General features: G+C 71.7%; 16 protein-coding genes. 13 read left to right on the top strand and 3 right to left on the bottom strand.

Annotated elements, in window-relative coordinates; all coding sequences use genetic code 11:
- Window positions 1-50 precede the first annotated feature (50 nt).
- Window positions 51-1,244, top strand: a complete 1,194-nt coding sequence (locus VM306_RS31060) for a 4-hydroxybenzoate 3-monooxygenase (protein WP_325521317.1) — start codon at window positions 51-53, stop codon at window positions 1,242-1,244.
- Between the two features lie 10 nt (window positions 1,245-1,254).
- Window positions 1,255-2,343 (top strand): winged helix DNA-binding domain-containing protein, encoded by a 1,089-nt coding sequence (locus tag VM306_RS31055; RefSeq protein WP_325521316.1) that lies wholly within the window; start codon window positions 1,255-1,257, stop codon window positions 2,341-2,343.
- Here VM306_RS31055 and VM306_RS31050 read toward each other — a convergent pair.
- Entirely contained in the window at window positions 2,321-3,646 is a 1,326-nt protein-coding gene (locus tag VM306_RS31050) for a molybdopterin molybdotransferase MoeA (RefSeq protein WP_325521315.1), read from the bottom strand. The genes VM306_RS31055 and VM306_RS31050 overlap by 23 nt on opposite strands.
- Before the next feature lie 62 nt (window positions 3,647-3,708).
- Between VM306_RS31050 and VM306_RS31045 the strand changes: the two genes are divergently transcribed.
- From VM306_RS31045 to VM306_RS31020, 6 genes are all read left to right on the top strand, one after another.
- The gene (locus VM306_RS31045) at window positions 3,709-4,950 is read left to right on the top strand and encodes an MFS transporter (protein ID WP_325521314.1); all 1,242 of its coding nucleotides are present in this window, start codon (window positions 3,709-3,711) and stop codon (window positions 4,948-4,950) included.
- 390 nt (window positions 4,951-5,340) lie between these two features.
- Window positions 5,341-6,180 carry a formate dehydrogenase accessory sulfurtransferase FdhD gene (gene fdhD, locus VM306_RS31040; protein ID WP_325521313.1) on the top strand — a complete coding sequence of 280 codons (840 nt, stop codon included), beginning with the start codon at window positions 5,341-5,343 and terminating at the stop codon, window positions 6,178-6,180.
- 75 nt (window positions 6,181-6,255) lie between these two features.
- Window positions 6,256-7,125 carry an ABC transporter ATP-binding protein gene (locus tag VM306_RS31035; RefSeq protein ID WP_325521312.1) on the top strand — a complete coding sequence of 290 codons (870 nt, stop codon included), beginning with the start codon at window positions 6,256-6,258 and terminating at the stop codon, window positions 7,123-7,125.
- 1 nt (window position 7,126) lies between these two features.
- A complete protein-coding gene (locus tag VM306_RS31030) occupies window positions 7,127-8,194 on the top strand; it encodes an ABC transporter permease (protein ID WP_325521311.1) in 1,068 nt (355 codons plus the stop codon).
- 4 nt (window positions 8,195-8,198) lie between these two features.
- Window positions 8,199-9,110, top strand: a complete 912-nt coding sequence (locus VM306_RS31025; protein WP_325521310.1) for a Gfo/Idh/MocA family oxidoreductase — start codon at window positions 8,199-8,201, stop codon at window positions 9,108-9,110.
- A 32-nt stretch (window positions 9,111-9,142) separates the two neighbouring features.
- A complete protein-coding gene (locus tag VM306_RS31020) occupies window positions 9,143-10,249 on the top strand; it encodes a macrolide family glycosyltransferase (RefSeq protein ID WP_325521309.1) in 1,107 nt (368 codons plus the stop codon).
- Here VM306_RS31020 and VM306_RS31015 read toward each other — a convergent pair.
- The gene (locus VM306_RS31015; protein ID WP_325521308.1) at window positions 10,224-11,063 is read right to left on the bottom strand and encodes an alpha/beta hydrolase; all 840 of its coding nucleotides are present in this window, start codon (window positions 11,061-11,063) and stop codon (window positions 10,224-10,226) included. The two genes, VM306_RS31020 and VM306_RS31015, sit on opposite strands and share 26 nt — an antisense overlap.
- Window positions 11,064-11,171: 108 nt before the next feature.
- Here VM306_RS31015 and VM306_RS31010 point away from each other — a divergent pair, with 108 nt between their 5' ends.
- A complete protein-coding gene (locus tag VM306_RS31010) occupies window positions 11,172-11,891 on the top strand; it encodes an SDR family oxidoreductase (protein WP_325521307.1) in 720 nt (239 codons plus the stop codon).
- Here VM306_RS31010 and VM306_RS31005 read toward each other — a convergent pair.
- On the bottom strand, window positions 11,854-12,453 hold the full coding sequence (locus VM306_RS31005) for a DedA family protein (protein ID WP_325521306.1): 600 nt from the start codon (window positions 12,451-12,453) through the stop codon (window positions 11,854-11,856). The genes VM306_RS31010 and VM306_RS31005 overlap by 38 nt on opposite strands.
- 88 nt (window positions 12,454-12,541) lie before the next feature.
- Between VM306_RS31005 and VM306_RS31000 the strand changes: the two genes are divergently transcribed.
- From VM306_RS31000 to VM306_RS30985, 4 genes are all read left to right on the top strand, one after another.
- The gene (locus VM306_RS31000; protein WP_325521305.1) at window positions 12,542-14,638 is read left to right on the top strand and encodes a helix-turn-helix domain-containing protein; all 2,097 of its coding nucleotides are present in this window, start codon (window positions 12,542-12,544) and stop codon (window positions 14,636-14,638) included.
- A 74-nt stretch (window positions 14,639-14,712) separates the two neighbouring features.
- Window positions 14,713-15,702 carry a hypothetical protein gene (locus tag VM306_RS30995; protein WP_325521304.1) on the top strand — a complete coding sequence of 330 codons (990 nt, stop codon included), beginning with the start codon at window positions 14,713-14,715 and terminating at the stop codon, window positions 15,700-15,702.
- Entirely contained in the window at window positions 15,699-16,001 is a 303-nt protein-coding gene (locus tag VM306_RS30990) for a hypothetical protein (RefSeq protein WP_325521303.1), read from the top strand. The genes VM306_RS30995 and VM306_RS30990 overlap by 4 nt, the downstream gene beginning before the upstream one ends.
- A partial coding sequence (locus tag VM306_RS30985; RefSeq protein WP_325521302.1) for an ESX secretion-associated protein EspG occupies window positions 15,998-16,398 on the top strand: 401 nt, incomplete at its 3' end. The genes VM306_RS30990 and VM306_RS30985, both read left to right, overlap by 4 nt.

Here is a 16,398-nt window from a genome sequence, read left to right as displayed (position 1 = left end):
CTCGCCGATCTCCCGGCACTGCTTCCCGTTCCGCTCGTGGAGGAGCCCTCATGACGCGCACCCAGGTCGGCATCGTCGGTGCCGGACCGGCGGGGTTGATGCTCTCGCACCTGTTGTCCCTCAACGGGATCGACAGCGTGGTGATCGACAACCGGTCGCGGCGGGAGATCGAGAACACGGTCCGCGCCGGCATCCTGGAGGCCGACAGCGCGCGGCTACTCGCCGACACCGGCGTGTCCGACCGGGTGCTGCGCGAGGGGCACCCGCACGAGGGCATCGACCTGCGGTTCGGCGGCGAGAGCCACCGCGTCGACTTCCGTGCGCTCGTCGGTGAGTCGGTGTGGCTCTACCCTCAGACCGACGTGTTCGTGGACCTCGCGAACGCCCGCGAGCGCGACCACGGCGACGTGCGGTTCGGCGTCAGCGACACGTCGGTCGACGTCACCGGGCCCGCGATCCGGTTCACCGACAGCGATGGCAAGCGGCAGGAAGTGCGCTGCGACCTGCTCGTCGGCGCGGACGGCTCGCGTTCGGCCTGCCGGGCAGAGGTGCCGGAGTCGGTGCGCAGGCACAGCTCGCGCGAGTACCCGTTCGCCTGGTTCGGCATCATCACGGAGGCGCCGCGCAGCGCCCCCGAGCTCGTCTACGCGCACTCGCCGCGCGGGTTCGCGTTGATCAGCCAGCGCACCGAGACCCACCAGCGCATGTACTTCCAGTGCGCCCCGGACACCGACCCGGCCGACTGGCCGGACGACAGGATCTGGGAGGAGCTGCAGGCGCGCGTGGCCGGTCCGGACGGCTTCGTGCTCAAGGAAGGACCGATCACCGAGAAGACGGTGCTGCGCTTCCGGTCGTTCGTCGCGGAACCCATGCGCCACGGCAGCCTGCTGCTCGCCGGCGACGCCGCCCACACCGTGCCGCCGACCGGCGCGAAGGGCCTCAACCTGGCACTGGCCGATGTGACCGTGCTCAGCGAGCTGATCGAACGCGCGCTCCTCGAGAACGACTCCGGGGCGTTGGACGAGTACGGGCCGCGCGCGTTGGACCGCGTCTGGAAGGCCCAGCACTTCTCGTACTGGATGACCACGATGCTGCACGCCCTGCCCGGCGCGACCGACTTCGACGTGCGGCGGCAGCTCGGCGAGCTCAGGTCCGTGGCCGGGTCGGAGGCGGGGTCGAAGTTCCTGGCCGAGGGGTACACGGGCCGCTGGCCCAGTCGAGCGCGGCTCGAGCGGGAGCGGTGAGACTGGCCCGATGGACATCGCGGCGCTGCGCCTCGGCAACATCGGGCAGCTTCAGTCGGCGGAGGACGTCGTCCGGTCGCTGGGAGCGATGCAGGGACAGGACTACGGCCAGTCGTTGTGGGCGTTGGGCCTGCGCACGGCCTCCGGGCGGATCGCCGACGTCGAGGAAGCGCTGCAGTCCGGCCGCGTCGTCCGCACCTGGCTGCTGCGCGGCACGATCCACTACGTCCTGGCCGAGGACGTCCGGTGGATGCTCGGCCTGTTCGGCGCCCGCTACCTCGCCCGCCAGACCCCCAAGGCGTGGCAGTACCACAACATGACGCCCGAGCTGATGTCGTTGGCGCGCAAGACGTTCGTGGAGGCGCTGACCGGCGGCGGCTGCCTCACGCGGCGCGAGATGATCGACCTGATGGCCGACGTCGGCATCCCGGACGACCGGCAGCAGAGCTACTTCACGTTCCTCAACCTCGCCCAGGAGGGCCTGGTCGTGCCGGGCCCGCCGCGCGGCAAGGAGCAGACCTTCGTGCTGCTGGACGAGTGGGCACCCGAGCAGCGCTCGCTGGAGGGCGACGAGGCGCTGGCCGTGCTGGCCTCCCGGTTCTTCGGCAGCCACGGCCCGGCGACCCTGACGGACTTCGCCAACTGGTGCGGCATCGGCGTCCGCGAGGCGACCCGCGGGTTCGACGCGGTGAAGTCCTCGCTGGTGCGCGAGGAGTTCGACGGCAAGGAGTACTGGCTGCCGCCGGACCTCACCCCGGCCTCGGGCGCGCTCCTCCTGCCCGCGTACGACGAGCTGGTGATCGGTTACAAGGACCGCAGCGCGTTCTTCACCCGCTACGGCGAGATCCCGATCTCCACGTACAACGGCATGTTCTACGCGACGATCATCGAGGACGGCCAGATCGCCGGTCTGTGGCGACGGGTCATCAAGAAGAACTCCGTGGACGTGGAGGTGCGGCCGCTGCCGGGCTTCGACGTCGGCCTGCTGGCCGACCACGTCGCGCGGTTCAGCTCGTTCCTCGGGACGCCGGTGCGGGTCGTCGTGAAGGACCCACCCGAACCGGGGTCGTCGAAGGTCAGCTGGAACTCCCGGAAGTGAGGATCTCGACCTCTCCGCCTGCGTGACCGGGCGGGACGACCGCCAGCGCATCGGCGAGCGCCGCACCCCACAGCGAGCCGGGCCGGTCGTGGCCGACGGGAACGACTCCCGTGCCGGACCGGACGACGGGGATCAGCCGGGTGTCGCGCGGGTGAGCGTTCACATCGGGCAGCCAGGCGGTGATGGCCGGTCGTTCGGCGTGGCCGCCGAGCGCGTCGAGCAGCGGTCCGAGCAACGTCAGGACCGCGGCGAGGGCGGCGAACGGGTTGCCGGGCAGGCCGACGACGCAGCGGCCGTCGGGGAGGACGGCGAGCAGCATCGGGTGGCCTGGGCGGCAGGCGACGCCGCCGACGAGGATTTCGGCGTTCAGGGACTCCAGCACGCGGCGGAGGTGGTCTGCCGGGCCCACCGAGGTGGCGCCGCAGGTCACCACGACGTCGGCCCGGTCCTGGGCGAGGGCGTCGGTCAAGGCGGCCGGGTCGTCGGGCAGGTGGGTGGTGCCGAGCAGGTCGGCTCCACTGAGGAGGCCGGGGAGCATCGGGCCGATGGCGTCGCGGACCAGGCCCGGGCGGGGTGGGCCTTGGTGGAGGAGCTCGTCGCCGGTGACGAGCACTGTCACTCGGGGGCGGCGGTGGACCAGGAGGGTGTCGTGGCCGGCTCCCGCGGCCAGACCCAGGACTGCTGGGGTGACGGTGGAGCCGCCGGGGACGAGTTCGTCGCCTGCGGACCAGTCTTCGCCGCGGCGGCGGATGTGTTTGCCGTTGGCGGGCTGGTGTTCGCCTTGGAGGTGTGGGGCGGCCGGCAGGTCGTGGCCTGGGTATTGGCTGGCGAGGTGGTGCCGATCTGGGCGGGGGAGGCCTCTGGCGGTGGTGGGCTGGTGCTCACCGCCCGATGGCCGATCCTCGCCCGCGTCTCGGGCTTGCACGCCCGAACCCCGGTTGTCGCAATGTTGACATTCCGACAAAAGCTGGGCGCCCACCAACGTGCACCGCTCGACCGGTACCACCGAGTCCGCGCCGGAAGGCACCGGCGCACCCGTGGCCACCCCGAACGCCTCGCCAGGCCGAAGCCGCACGTCAGGCACGGGATCGCCGGTCGTCGCCCGCCCCACCACCGTCCACGGCCCAGGTCCGGCCACCGCGTAGCCGTCCATCGCCGAGGTGTCGCAGGTCGGCTGGCTGGTCAGGGCGCGCACCCCCGAGGCGAGCGCGAACCCGAGGGCGTCGGGCAGCGGGAGTTCGACGGTCTCCAGCGGTGTGGCGGCGCGGGCCGTCTGGCGGGCCAGCGTCCAGGGCATGTTCATCAGGCCTCCCGTGGTATAGCCTACCGAATACTGTATGCAATCCTCGGGACGGGGTGAAGGGCATGCCAGTCGCGACTTACGTGCGTGATCACGTCGGCAGGCTCTACCGGGTGGGGGAGACCGACGTCGAGGTGTCGGGGCGGTCGCGTCGCGCCGTGTTGTGGGCGGCGTGGGCCGCCATGCTCGCGGCCGGCATCGGGCAGTACGGGTTCGGTGCGCTGATTCCCCAGTTGCAGGGCCGGTGGAGTGTGCCGGAGTTGTTCTGGGCCTTGGCGTTGTGGACCGTGTGCCAGGCCGGCACGGCGTTTCCCGCTGCCTGGTTGAGGCAGCAGGGGAGACTCACGCCCACCGGCGCCATGTGGATCGGTGCACTCCTTTGCGGCGCAGGGCTTCTCACGCTCGGGCAAGGGCAGTTGGTCGGGTACTCGGTGCTTGGGGGCATCGGCGCCGGGCTGGTGTACTCGACGTGCTTGGGCACGGTTGTGCGCTGGTATCCGGAGCGTGTCACGCGCAAGGTTGCGTTCGTCAGTGCGGCGTTTCCTTACGGTGCGGTGCCTTTTGTGATCGCGGCCGGGTTCTTCTTCGGTGATGGGTTTCTGTTGCAGGCGGCCGTTGTCGTCACCGTTGTCGTGGCGGTGGCGGGCATCCTCATGAAGGATCCGCCCGAGCACTGGTGGCCGCCGCACATCCCGCCTCGTGAATGGGCGTTGGACCGTGCGCGGGTGCCCAACCGGGCTGCGCTCAAGGATTTCCGGACTCGGGAAGCCGTGCAGTGCGGCACGTTCTGGTGGCTGTACGGCGGTGTTGCGTTCGCGGCGGCGGTGTCGCTCTACGACCTTGCTTACCTGCCGTTGTTCGTGGGTGACAGGACGCTCGGCGCGGTCGCGCTGGCCATCCTGGCCGCGGCCACGGGGACCGGGCGTGTGCTGGTCGGGTGGATCTCTGACCGGGTCGGCCGCCGGAAGGCGCTGGTCTGGACGTTGGTGACCGGCGGGCTCGCGCAGTTCGTGCTGCTGTACTCCCAGAACGTCGTGGGGCTCGTCATCGGCGCCACGCTCGCCGGGTTCGGCACGGGGTGCTGCTACTCGTTGCTCGTCGGTGTCACCAGGGAGTACTTCGGTGAGACGAACGGCGCGCAGAACTTCGGCGTGCTCTACACCGCGAAGGCCGTCGGTGCGCTGATCGCCGCTGTCGTCCTCGCCTCGCAGGGGCCTGCGTTCGCGTTCGTCGCGGCGGGGGTGCTCGGGCTGGCGGGCGCGGTGCTCACGGGGCACCTGTCGCAGCCGGGAAGGCCGCGGCTGTGAGCCGGGTGCCGAGGCTCGCGAAGGGCTGGCACCGGACGCCCGCGGACGGCTGTTGCCTGATGGAACTGACGTCCTTGCTCGCGGGCGAGGTGTGGTCGGACCGGCCCGCGTGCGTGCACCCGGTGCTGGCGTGCGTGGCGAGGTGCGTCAACGACCGGTCCACAGAGGACGGGCGGCACAAGCTGTTGCCGTTCGCCACCAGGGTGATCGGCACCGAGAAGGCGCCGGGGCACCGGCTGATCGCGCATTGCGTGCGCAGGGCCGGGATCGGCGCGCCCAGGTGGTGGCCGCGCGACTGGGTCGTGGCCAGGGCCGTGCGGGCGATGACCGGGGACGAGGTGTTGCGGCGCCTGCTCGACGAGTGCGTCGCGATCTGCGGGGAGGCTTGTGATGGGACGAGTGACGAGCAGGCGGCGCGTGGTGCGGCTGGTGGACGACGCGGCCACCGCGCGACCGGACACGCTGGCCGTCGAGGAACCGCTGGAGATCCGCGTGCGGGGCAAGGCCCTCGCCGTGACCATGCGAACGCCGGGTGACGACTTCGACCTGGCCGCGGGCTTCCTCGTCAGCGAGGGCGTGGTGCGCGCCCCGTCCGACATCGCCTCCATCCGCTACTGCGCGGGCGCGACGGCCGACGGCGGCAACACCTACAACGTGCTCGACGTCGGCCTGGGCGAGGGCGTCGCGTCACCGGACCCGTCGATCGAGCGCAACTTCTACACCACGTCCTCGTGTGGACTCTGCGGCAAGGCGAGCCTGGACGCCGTGCGCACCACGGCTACCTGGCAGGTGGCGGCCGACCCGATCCGGCTCGACCCGAAGGCGGTCACGGAGTTCCCGACGAAACTCCGTGCCGCGCAACGGGTCTTCGACCGCACCGGCGGTCTGCACGCGGCCGGGCTCTTCGACGCCGCGGGCAACCTGCTGTGCCTGCGGGAGGACGTCGGCCGGCACAACGCCGTCGACAAGGTCGTCGGCTGGGCCACGCGGGCTGGACGGCTGCCGCTGACGAGCACCGTGCTGATGGTGAGCGGCCGGGCGTCGTTCGAGCTGGTGCAGAAGGCGGTCATGGCGGGGATCCCGGTGCTCACGGCGGTGTCCGCACCGTCGTCGCTCGCCGCCGACCTCGCGGAGGAGATGGGCGTGACGCTGGTCGGGTTCCTGCGCGGCTCGTCGATGAACGTCTACACAGGAGCGCACCGCCTGGGGGTCACGGCCGACGCGCGTTAGTCCGAACAGAGTCCTCCGCGAGGATGATGCCGCGCGACGGACGCGATCTCAGACGCGCCCGCATACCGTTCTCCCATGTTGACTGTAAGGGGGATCAGCCGGAGCTTCGGCGACCACCGGGTGCTCGACGACGTCAGCTTCGACGTGCGGCCCGGCCGGATGACGGGGTTCCTGGGCGCCAACGGTTCCGGCAAGACCACCACGATGCGCATCGTGCTGGGGGTGCTCGCCGCGCACGGGGGTTCGGTGAGCTGGAAGGGGGCCGAGATCCAGCCGCGGAACCGGCCGGACTTCGGCTACATGCCGGAGGAACGCGGGCTCTACCCGAAGATGAAGGTGCGCGAGCAGATCACCTGGCTCGGCCGCCTGCACGGGATGGACAGGACGACGGCGCAGGACAACACCGACGCGTTGCTGGCCGACCTGGAGCTCACCGACCGCGCGGGCGACCGGCTGGAGGAGCTGTCGCTCGGCAACCAGCAGCGCGTGCAGATCGCCGCCGCGCTGGTGCACGACCCCGACGTGCTGATCCTCGACGAGCCGTTCTCCGGTCTCGACCCGATCGCCGTCGAGACCGTGCTGGACGTGCTGCGCAAGCGCGCCGCGAGTGGTGTGCCCGTGCTGTTCTCGAGCCACCAGCTGGCCATCGTCGAACGGCTCTGCGACGACGTCGTCATCATCTCGAAGGGACGGATCGCCGCCAACGGCTCGCGCGAGGAGCTGCGCCGCAGCCACGCAGGCGAGCGCTACGAGATCGTCGTCGCGCAGGACGCGGGCTGGGTCCGCGACGTGCCCGGCGTGACGATCCTGGAGCTCGACGGGCCGCGCGCCGTGTTCGAGTCCGCGCCGCAGCAGGTGCTCAAGGCCGCGCTGGAACGCGGTGAGGTCCGCTCGTTCACCCCGGTCGTCCCGACGCTCGACGAGATCTTCAAGGAAGTGATCTGACGTGGCACGCGCGTCCTTCGCCCAGGCGACCTGGCTCGTCGCCGAACGGGAGATGAAGACCTTCGTCTCCACCAAGGGGTTCTGGATCGGGTTCCTCGCCACGATCGCCGGGTTGTTCGCGCTCACGGTGCTCCCGACGGTGTTCGGCGGCGACGACCCGAAGGTCGCGGCCGTCGGGTCCGCGGTCAGCGTGGTGCAGGACAAGCAGCTCGACGTGCGCGAGGTCGGCAGCGTCCAGGAAGCCTCCGACCTGGTCCGCGCCGACGAGGTCGAGGCCGCGGTCGTGCCGGACGGCGGCGGGATCAAGGTCCTGGCGCTCAACGACCCGCCCAACGACGTCATCCGCCAGCTCGTCGCATCGCCGCCGGTCGAGCTGCTCGACCCCTCCGCGGTGAACTCCGACCAGCGGTTCGTCACGGTGCTCGTGTTCGGGCTGGTGTTCCTGATGTTCGGCATGGGCGGCGCGGCGATCGCGCAGAGCACCGTGACCGAGAAGCAGACGCGGATCGTGGAGATCCTCGTGTCGACCGTGCCGGTGCGGGCGCTGCTCGCGGGCAAGATCCTCGGGCACGTGGTCCTCACGCTCGGGCAGGTGGTGGTGCTGGCGCTCGCGGCACCGATCGCGCTGCGGGTCGCCGGGCTGTCCGAGCTGCTGGCGGTGGTGGTGCCCGCCCTGGGCTGGTTCGTGCCGTTCCTGATGCTCGGGTTCGTGCTGATCTCGTCGATGTGGGCGGTCGCCGGCGCGCTGGTCAGCCGCCAGGAGGACCTGGGCTCGACGATGGGTCTCGTGATGCTCGCGGTGATGGGCCCATACTTCGGCGTGCAGTTCTTCTTCGACAACCCCGCGGTGCTCGCCGTGATGTCGTTCGTGCCGTTCACGGCCGGCGTCGCGATGCCGGTGCGGATGTTCGCGGAGCAGGCGCAGCCGTGGGAGGCGCTGGTGTCGATGGGCGTCCTCGCGGCGACGGTCGTGGCGATCCTGCTCGTCGCGTCGAGGCTCTACACGGGGTCGTTGCTGCAGACCGGCTCACGGGTGAAGCTGTCGAAGGCGTGGGCACCGGCAGAATAGGCCCATGACCGCTGATCCGATCCGCCTCGCCGTCGTCGGCCTGGGAGCCATGGGCACCCGGATGCTGACGGCGGCGCGGGCACATCCCGGGTACACCGTCGTCGCGGGCGTCGACGTCGCACCCCGCACGCTCGACGTCCCCGTCGTCACCTCCCTCGGCGAGGTGCTGTCCGATGTGGACGCCGTGTACGTCTCGACGCCGCCCGCCTCCCACGCTTCGCTGGTGCTCCAGGCCTTCGACGCGGGCAAGGCGGTGTTCTGCGAGAAGCCGCTCGCCGTCGACCTCGGCGAGGCCCGCGCGATGGCCGAAGCCGCCAGGGGACGGCCCAACGCGGTCAACTTCGCGTTGTCGGACATGGTCGCCACGCTCGAGATCGAACGACGGCTGCCGGAGCTCGGCGAGCTGCGGGGTGTCGAGATCCGTCTGCAGTTCCCGTGCTGGCCCAGGGCTTTCCAGGCGGAGGCGGCGTGGCTGTCGCGCTCGGAGCAGGGCGGGTTCGTGCGCGAGGTCCTGTCGCACTTCGTCTACCTCACCGACCGGATGCTCGGGCCGCTCACCGTCGAGTCGGTGTCGGCGGACTTCCCCGGACCGGGAGCGGCCGAGGTGGCGGCACGCGGTGTGCTGCGGGGCAGCGGGGTGCCGGTGCACGTGTCGGCGTTCTCCGGACTGGCCGGGCCCGAGATCTACGAGTGGACCGCGTGGGGCACCGGACGGTCGCTGCGGCTCGACCAGTGGGCGAAGCTGTCCACTTCGGACGGCGGCGCGTGGGAGCCGGTCGAGCTGGAGCAGACCGGGTCCGACTACTCGCGGCTCACGTTGTTCGCGCAGGCGGTGCGCGGTGAGCACCCGCGCGACCTCGCGGACTTCGAGAGCGGCCTGCGCGTGGCCGAGGTGGTCGAGGCCTTCCTGCGGTAAAGCGCTTGACCCCGTTCGGCAGGATCGGCGGCATGGTGATCCTGTTCGTCACGCTCGCCGGTCACGGCCACGTCACGCCGACCCTCGCGGTGGTCGAGGAACTGGTGCGACGCGGTGCCGAGGTCCGCTACGCGACCGGCTCCGAGCACGCCGAGGCGGTGACCGGAGCCGGCGCGCGGTGGGTGGAACTGCCCGCGCTGCCGGAGTTCCGCCCCGTCAAGGCCAACCCGATCGACGAGTGGTTCCGGCACTACTTCCAGGCGATGGCCGCGACCTACCCGGTCCTGCTCGGACACTGCCGCACCGACCGGCCCGGCCTGATCTGCTACGACGGCACGAACTGGCCCGCACGGCTCGTCGCGCGGCAGCTCGGCCTGCCGGCTGTGCGCACCCTGCCGCACACCGCGTCCAACGAGCACCACGAGGTGATGGACGTCGACCTGGACTCGTACCTGGGCGAGGACACGGCGCGGTTCGCGGCGGAGCACGGCGTCGAGCTCGACCCGTGGAGCACGGTCGACGCGCCGGAAGCGTGCAGCATCGTGTTCCTGCCGCAGGAGTTCCAGCCGTTCGGCGAGACGTTCGACGACTCCTTCCACTTCGTCGGTCCCGTGCTCGGACGGAGGCTGGACGAGGAGTGGGAACCCCGCCGGACGGACCTGCCGCTGCTGTACGTCTCGCTCGGGTCGATCATGAGCGACGCCAGGCTGTACCGAGCGTGCGCCGAGCAGTTCGGCGACGGCAGGTGGCAGGTGGCGATGACCGCGCGGGACGTGGGCGAGATGCCGGAGAACTTCGACGTGCGGCCGTGGTTCCCGCAACCCGCGGTGCTCGGGCACGCCGACGTGTTCATCAGCCACGGCGGCATGAACTCCACGATGGAGGCCCTGCACCAGGGCGTGCCGCTCGTGGTCGTGCCGCAGACGCCGGAACAGGTGGCCAACGCCGACCGGGTCGCCGAACTCGGGCTCGGCGAGCACGTCACCGATCACGCCGGTCTGCGCGCGGCCGTCGAACGGGTGGCCGCCGACGGCACGATCCGGCGGAACCTCGACCGGATGCGTGCCGCCATCGGGAAGAGCGGCGGCGTGGACCGAGCCGCCGGCGTCGTCCTCAGCCGAGCACCTCGCGGAGCTTGACGCCGAACTCCTCCGGCTTGCCCGCGTAGCCGAACTCGCCGCCCATGAACCCGCCGTGGTGGCTGGGGAACACGACGGCCTCCTGGCCGAGCAGCTTCGCCGTGTGGATGGCGGTGCGCGCGGTGAACGCGTCGCCCGTCTCCTCGCCGACCGCGATCACGATGCGGGTGGGCGCGGCCTTCAGCGCGTCGAGCTTCGGGTAGTAGTCGCTGATGGCGAGCGACGCGGTGCCCAGCAACGGGTCGTCGCGCTTGCCGTCGTCCCCGGACGGCAGGCCGAACCGCGCGGGATCCGGTGCGGGCAGGGCGAAGTACTCGTCGGTGTACGCGCCCTGGTACGAGCTCATCTGCATGAACGCGGCCATGCCCGCGCCCCAGCCCTTGGTCCGGTAGGCCTCCGTGAAGCCGTCGCGGGCACGGCGGGCGGCCTCCGCGTCGGGCAGCACGCCGATCATCGGCGGCTCGTGCGCGACGAGGGTGACCACGTCGTCCGGGTAGGTCGCCACGAGCTCGAGTGCGGTGACGGCGCCGCCGCTGGACGCGAACAGGTCGACCGGGCCGCCGACGGCCTGGATCACCGCGTGCACGTCGGCCGCCTGCTGTTCGGCCGTGTTGTCTGTGCGACCGTCCGAACGGGTGCTCCTGCCGATGCCGCGCGGGTCGTAGGTGATCACCTTGCGGTCGGGGAACTGGGTGCGCAGGGCGGTGAAGCCGCTGGCGTCCATGGGCTGGCCGATCATCATCAACGGGCGGCCCTCGCCGCTCACGTCGTAGGTGATGGCGGCTCCGCCGGTGTCGAGAACATGAGTTTCCACGGGAATCTCCCCAGTCAGGTCGGTCTGAACAGCGTAGTCACAGACGTGAACCCCGCTGGGCTGACAGGCCGATCGACCTGCGGGTTTCGCGCTGTTATCAAGAACCACATGACGCGAACAGCAGTGGTCACCGGTGGCGGTACGGGCATCGGCAAGGCGGTGGCGGCCCGGCTCGTGGAGCAGGGCCTGGACGTGGTGGTCACCGGCCGCAGGGAGGACGTCCTGAAGGCGGCGGCCGAGGAGGTCGGCGCGCGGGCGGTGGTGTTCGACGCCTCCGACCCGGAGGCGGTCGAGGCGGCGCTGAGCGACCTGCCGTCCTCTGTGGACGTTCTGGTCAACAACGCGGGCGGCAACATGACCCGCCGCCTGCCCGCGCCGGAGAACCTGGCCGACGTGCGGAACCTGTGGATCGCCAACTACGAGTCCAACGTGGTCAGCGCCGTGCTCGTCACGACGGCGCTGGAGCCGCGGCTGGCCGACAACGCCCGTGTGGTCACGATCGGCTCGATCGCGGGACGGCGCGGATCGGGTGCCTACGGCGCGGCCAAGGCGGCGGTGGAGGCGTGGACGGCGGACCTCGCGTTCGCGGTGGGGGCACGGGGGATCACGGTCAACGTGGTGTCGCCCGGCGTCGTCGAGGACACGGAGTTCTTCGGCGGGACGCTGAGCGAAGAGCGGCGCAAGAAGCTCGTCGGCACCCCGGCGAACGGCCGCGCGGGTACCCCGGCGGACGTGGCGGCGGCGATCACGTTCCTGACCTCGCCCGAGGCCGGGCACATCACGGCCCAGGTCATCGGCGTGAACGGCGGAGCCGGGCTCGGACGCTGAACCCGGCCACCGCCACCAGCACGACCAGCAGCGCCACCCACGAGAACTCGGCGAGGTAGTGCTCGGCGGCCTCTCCGACGAAGTAGACGGCCGCCGTCGTGCCGCCGGCCCACGCGATGCCGCCCGCCGCGTTGGCCAGCAGGAACTTCCCGTAGTGCATGCCCATCGTGGCGGCGAGCGGACCGGACAGGATCCGCAGCAGCGCGACGAAACGGCCGAAGAAGACCGCCCAGGCGCCGAACCGGCCGAACACGGCCCTGGCGCGGTCGACCTTGGCGGGGCTGAAGTGGCGGGGGAACTTCTCCCCCGCCCACCCGAAGACCCGCGGCCCGAACCGCTTGCCCAGCGCGTAGCCGACGCTGTCGCCGGTGATCGCCCCGGCGGACGCGGCGATGCCGACGACGAGCGGCGAGACGCCGTCGTGGTGCGAGGCCATCAGGGCCGCCGCGACGAGCACGATCTCGCCGGGCAACGGGATCCCGACGCTCTCGATGCCCACCACCAGGCCCACGACTACGTAGACCAGCAGCGGTGGAACGGTGTGGAGCCACTGCGCGAGCACGTCCGTGATCTTCCCCCACCTCGGCGAGATCGGCCACGGAACCGGGCGGTCTCGGTACGCTGCTGATCATCCGGACGAGGGGGCGGTTGTGGCGAGCCAGTTCGGCTTACTGCTGCGTCGGTGGCGGCAGCGGGCGGGATTGAGCCAGGAGGCGCTCGCGCACCGCGCGGCCGTCGGCACCCGCACGGTGCGTGGGCTGGAAACCGGCGAACGGACCGATCCGCGCATGGGCACCGTGCGCGCGTTGGCCGACGCGTTGGAACTCTCCGGAGCGGAGCGTGCCGAGCTGTTCGCGGCGGCCGGCCGTGACGAACCGGTGGCTGTGGAGCCCGTGCGGTTCGATCCGCTGCACGAGGCCGTGGAGACCTTGAAGGTCGCGATCGAGGCGCGGTGGCGGCGCGAGGAGGAGCAGCGGCAGGTCCACGACCCGGTGCCGCTGCCGGTGCGGTGGGCCGCGGCGCCCGCGACGTCGATGGACAGCTGGCTCAACGTCGGCGGCGAGACGGACCTCGCCGGACGGCTGGACCAGGTCGTCGAGGTCTACCGGGCGGTGTCGTCGCGGCGGCTCGTGGTGCTGGGGCGGGCAGGGTCCGGCAAGACGGTGCTGACCACGCGGTTCGTCCTGGACCTGCTGAAGGGCGGGGACGCGTCCGACCCGGTGCCGGTGATCTTCGGCCTCGGCTCGTGGCACCCCGAACGCGCCGGCCTGCGCGACTGGATGGCCGAGCAGCTGATCCGCGACCACCCGTTCCTCGCGGCGCCGGGACCGAGCGGGACGCTGGCGTCGGCGCTGGTCGACTCCCAGCGGGTGCTGCCGGTGCTGGACGGGTTCGACGAGATCGCGGCCGGACTGCACCGGCCCGCGCTCACCGCGTTGAACGCCACCACGCTGCCGTTGCTGCTCACGAGCCGGGTGGACGAGTACCGGGACGCGGTCGAGGGCACCGACGTCCTGACGTCGGCGGCCGCCGTGGTGCTGGAGGACCTGACGTGCGACGACCTCGCGGACTACCTCCCGCGCACCACGCGCAAGCCCGGCGTCTGGAAGCCCGTGCTCGACGAGGTGCGCGCCGGCGGGGCGTTGGCCGAGGTGCTGACCACGCCGTTGATGGTGTCCCTGGCGCGGCGCGTCTACAGCGACACCCCTGACCACGACCCGGCGGCGATGCTGTCGCTGGAGACGCCCGACGAGGTCGAACGGCACCTGCTCGGCAGCTTCGTACCCGCGGTCTACGGCGCCTCGGAGGCCGAACGGGTGCGGCCCTGGCTCGTGCACCTCGCCTCCCACCTGACCCGGCTCGGCACGCACGACGTCGCGTGGTGGCAGTTCGGCACGTCGGCGCGGGTGACGGGGCTGGCGGTCGGGGTCGCGGTCGGTGTGGCGGACCTGGCGGTCGAGACCGTCCTGCTGCGCGAGCTGTCGGTGCGGGGATGGCTCTTCGCGGTGATGATCGGGCTGGTCACCGGGGTGCTCTTCGGGGTGGCGAACCGGTTCGTGGTGCGCAGGACGCCTCTGCGACCCGTGCGGACCCGGCTGCGGCTGCGCGGCCGGATGGGGAAGCGGGTGTGGGTGCGCGCCCTGCTCGGGCTGGCGTTCGGCGGGGCGGTCGGTGCCGCGTACGGGCTGGTGCGCGCGCTGGCGTACTGGCTGGTCATGCCGCTGTTCCAGCTGACTTCCGGGGTGGCGGTCGACATAGCGGCGTTCGCGCTGGTGTTCGGGCTCGGTGCCGCGCTGGTCTTCGGCGTGGTCGCCGCGCTGGAGGCGCCGCTGGACGTCCGGGCGGCGTTGAGCCCCGACGGGCTGCTGAAGGCCAACCGGCGTGCGGTGCTCGTCCTGATGGCGTTGATGGTGCCGATGTTCGCGGTGTTCGTCGTGGCGGTCACCGGGGTCGTCGTGAGCGGACTGGCGGCGTTGCGGTGGCCGGCGGTGTGGAGCCCGGCGACGGCGCTGGCGATCGGGCTGGTCGGCGGCATCGGGGGTGGGCTGGCGTACGTGCTGAGCCTGACCGCGTGGGGCCAGTGGGTGGTGTTCGCGCGCGTCTGGTTGCCGTTGACCGGACGCCTGCCGTGGCGGTTGCCGGACTTCCTCGCCGACGCGTACCGGCGCGGCGTGCTGCGCCGGGCGGGTGCGGTCTACCAGTTCCGGCACGCCCGGCTGCAGGAGCATCTCGCGCGTTCGCGCTGATCAGACCTACCGGCCACAAGTGGCCGGTCGTCTGGCCTGGTCGTCTTCCTGGCCCGGCTGTGATCGTTCGTCCCGTGTCAGGCAACGAGTCACCCAGCGAGAACAACTGGGAGGCGTACAGCCACGAAGAGCTCCACCGGATGCTGTGGCAGGACGCCGATGTAGCGGACGTGAGCACGGTCGCCGACGAGTGGACGCGCCACCGCTCCGCTCTGGACGCGCACGGGGAGGTGTTGAGGGAACAACGGGCCGCGTTGCTCGAGGGGTGGAACGGGGCCGCCGCCGAGGAGGCCGCCTCACGGCTGGCGGCGCTGGCCGAGCGGGTCGGGAGGATCAGCGAGCTGGCGGCGGCGGGGCAGCGGGCCGCGCAGGACTCGGCCGACGCGCTGGCCGCGGCGAGGGCCGCGATGCCGGCGCCACCGGACGGGACCGCGGCGGCGTTCGCCGGGTTCCCGGCGACCTTCGCGCTGCCGAGTGCTCCGGCCCCGTTCGCGCTGCCGAGTGCTCCGGCTCCGTTCACACTGCCGAGCGCTCCGGCCCCGTTCGCCCTGCCGAGTGCGCCCGCCGGTTCGGGTTTCTACTTCTACTTCGGTGCCGCCGCGGCCGACCAGCAGAAGGCGCAGGCCGTCCGCACGATGCAGACCTACGAGTCGAGTTTGAACGGCAGCAGCCGCCTGATCGACACCGCGCGGTCCACTGTCCCGCAGGCTGCTCGCGCGGCCACCGCACCGGTGAGGACGCCGAGCTCGGGTGGTGTGCCGTGGCAACGGCTCGTCGGCTCGGCGCCGCCGGCGCGGGGACCGGTGGCCGCGGCAAGCCCGCCGCTGAGCCCAGGAACTCGCACCGGCGTGATGGTCGGTCGGAACGGAGTCGTCTCCGCTGCGGGCCCGGTCGTATCGGACACCCGTGCGTCCGCGCAGAACAACGGGATGGCCGCGCCACCGTCCGCCGGTGGGCGCAAGGACGACGACCAGCACCACGAGAACCAGATGCCGACGCTCGACCACGACCTGTTCGCGGTGACCGGGCGCGTGTCTCCGGCAGTCATCGGGGAGGAGCGGTGACCGGCTACGAGGTCTCTCCCGAGCAGTTGCAGGACCGGATCAGGACCCTGGCCAGGCTGGCCGAGCAGACCGCGGACCTGGTGGCGACCGCGAGCAGGCTCGCCGAGCGGCAGCCGCTGCTCGGCACCGCCCCGCCCGCCCAGGACCTGTCGCACCGGCTGAAGGCGGCGGGCTCGGGCCTCGCGGGCGAGGTGGGCGCGGCCGAACGGGAGGTGCGCGAGTTCCGGCGGATGCTCGCGGAGATCGGCACGACCTACACCGAGACCGACGCCGAGCAGGCCAGGAAGGCGGCACGGTGATCGCCTTCGACCTGGTCGAGATGGACCTCCTCGCCACCCATGCCGGGGTGCGCTGGCCGTTCCCGTTGCGAGTGCCGTCGTTCGGCAGGCGAGCGGACGAACGCGCCGCCCTCCTGGCAGAGGCGGGGCATGGTTTGCAGGCCCGCGGGCTCGCCGAGCCGCACGGCCCGGTCGGCATGGCGGCGGAACTGGTGACAGCACTGCGCGAACACACCGCCGCGGTGGACCTCGTGACACCGGGCACCGGCGCCGTGGCGTTGGTCTATGGCCGCGATGCGCTCGTGTGCACGCAGACCGGAAGCACGATCCGCGTCGGTCACGTCGAGGCGGAGACCCTGGCCGACGAACTGGTGGCGTTGGTGCCCGAACTGCGGCCCGCGCAGCTCATGCCGATCAC

This window comes from Lentzea sp., assembly GCF_035525475.1.
In the GTDB taxonomy this organism is placed as follows: Bacteria; Actinomycetota; Actinomycetes; order Mycobacteriales; family Pseudonocardiaceae; genus Lentzea.
This window is presented reverse-complemented; position numbering and strand designations above follow the sequence as displayed.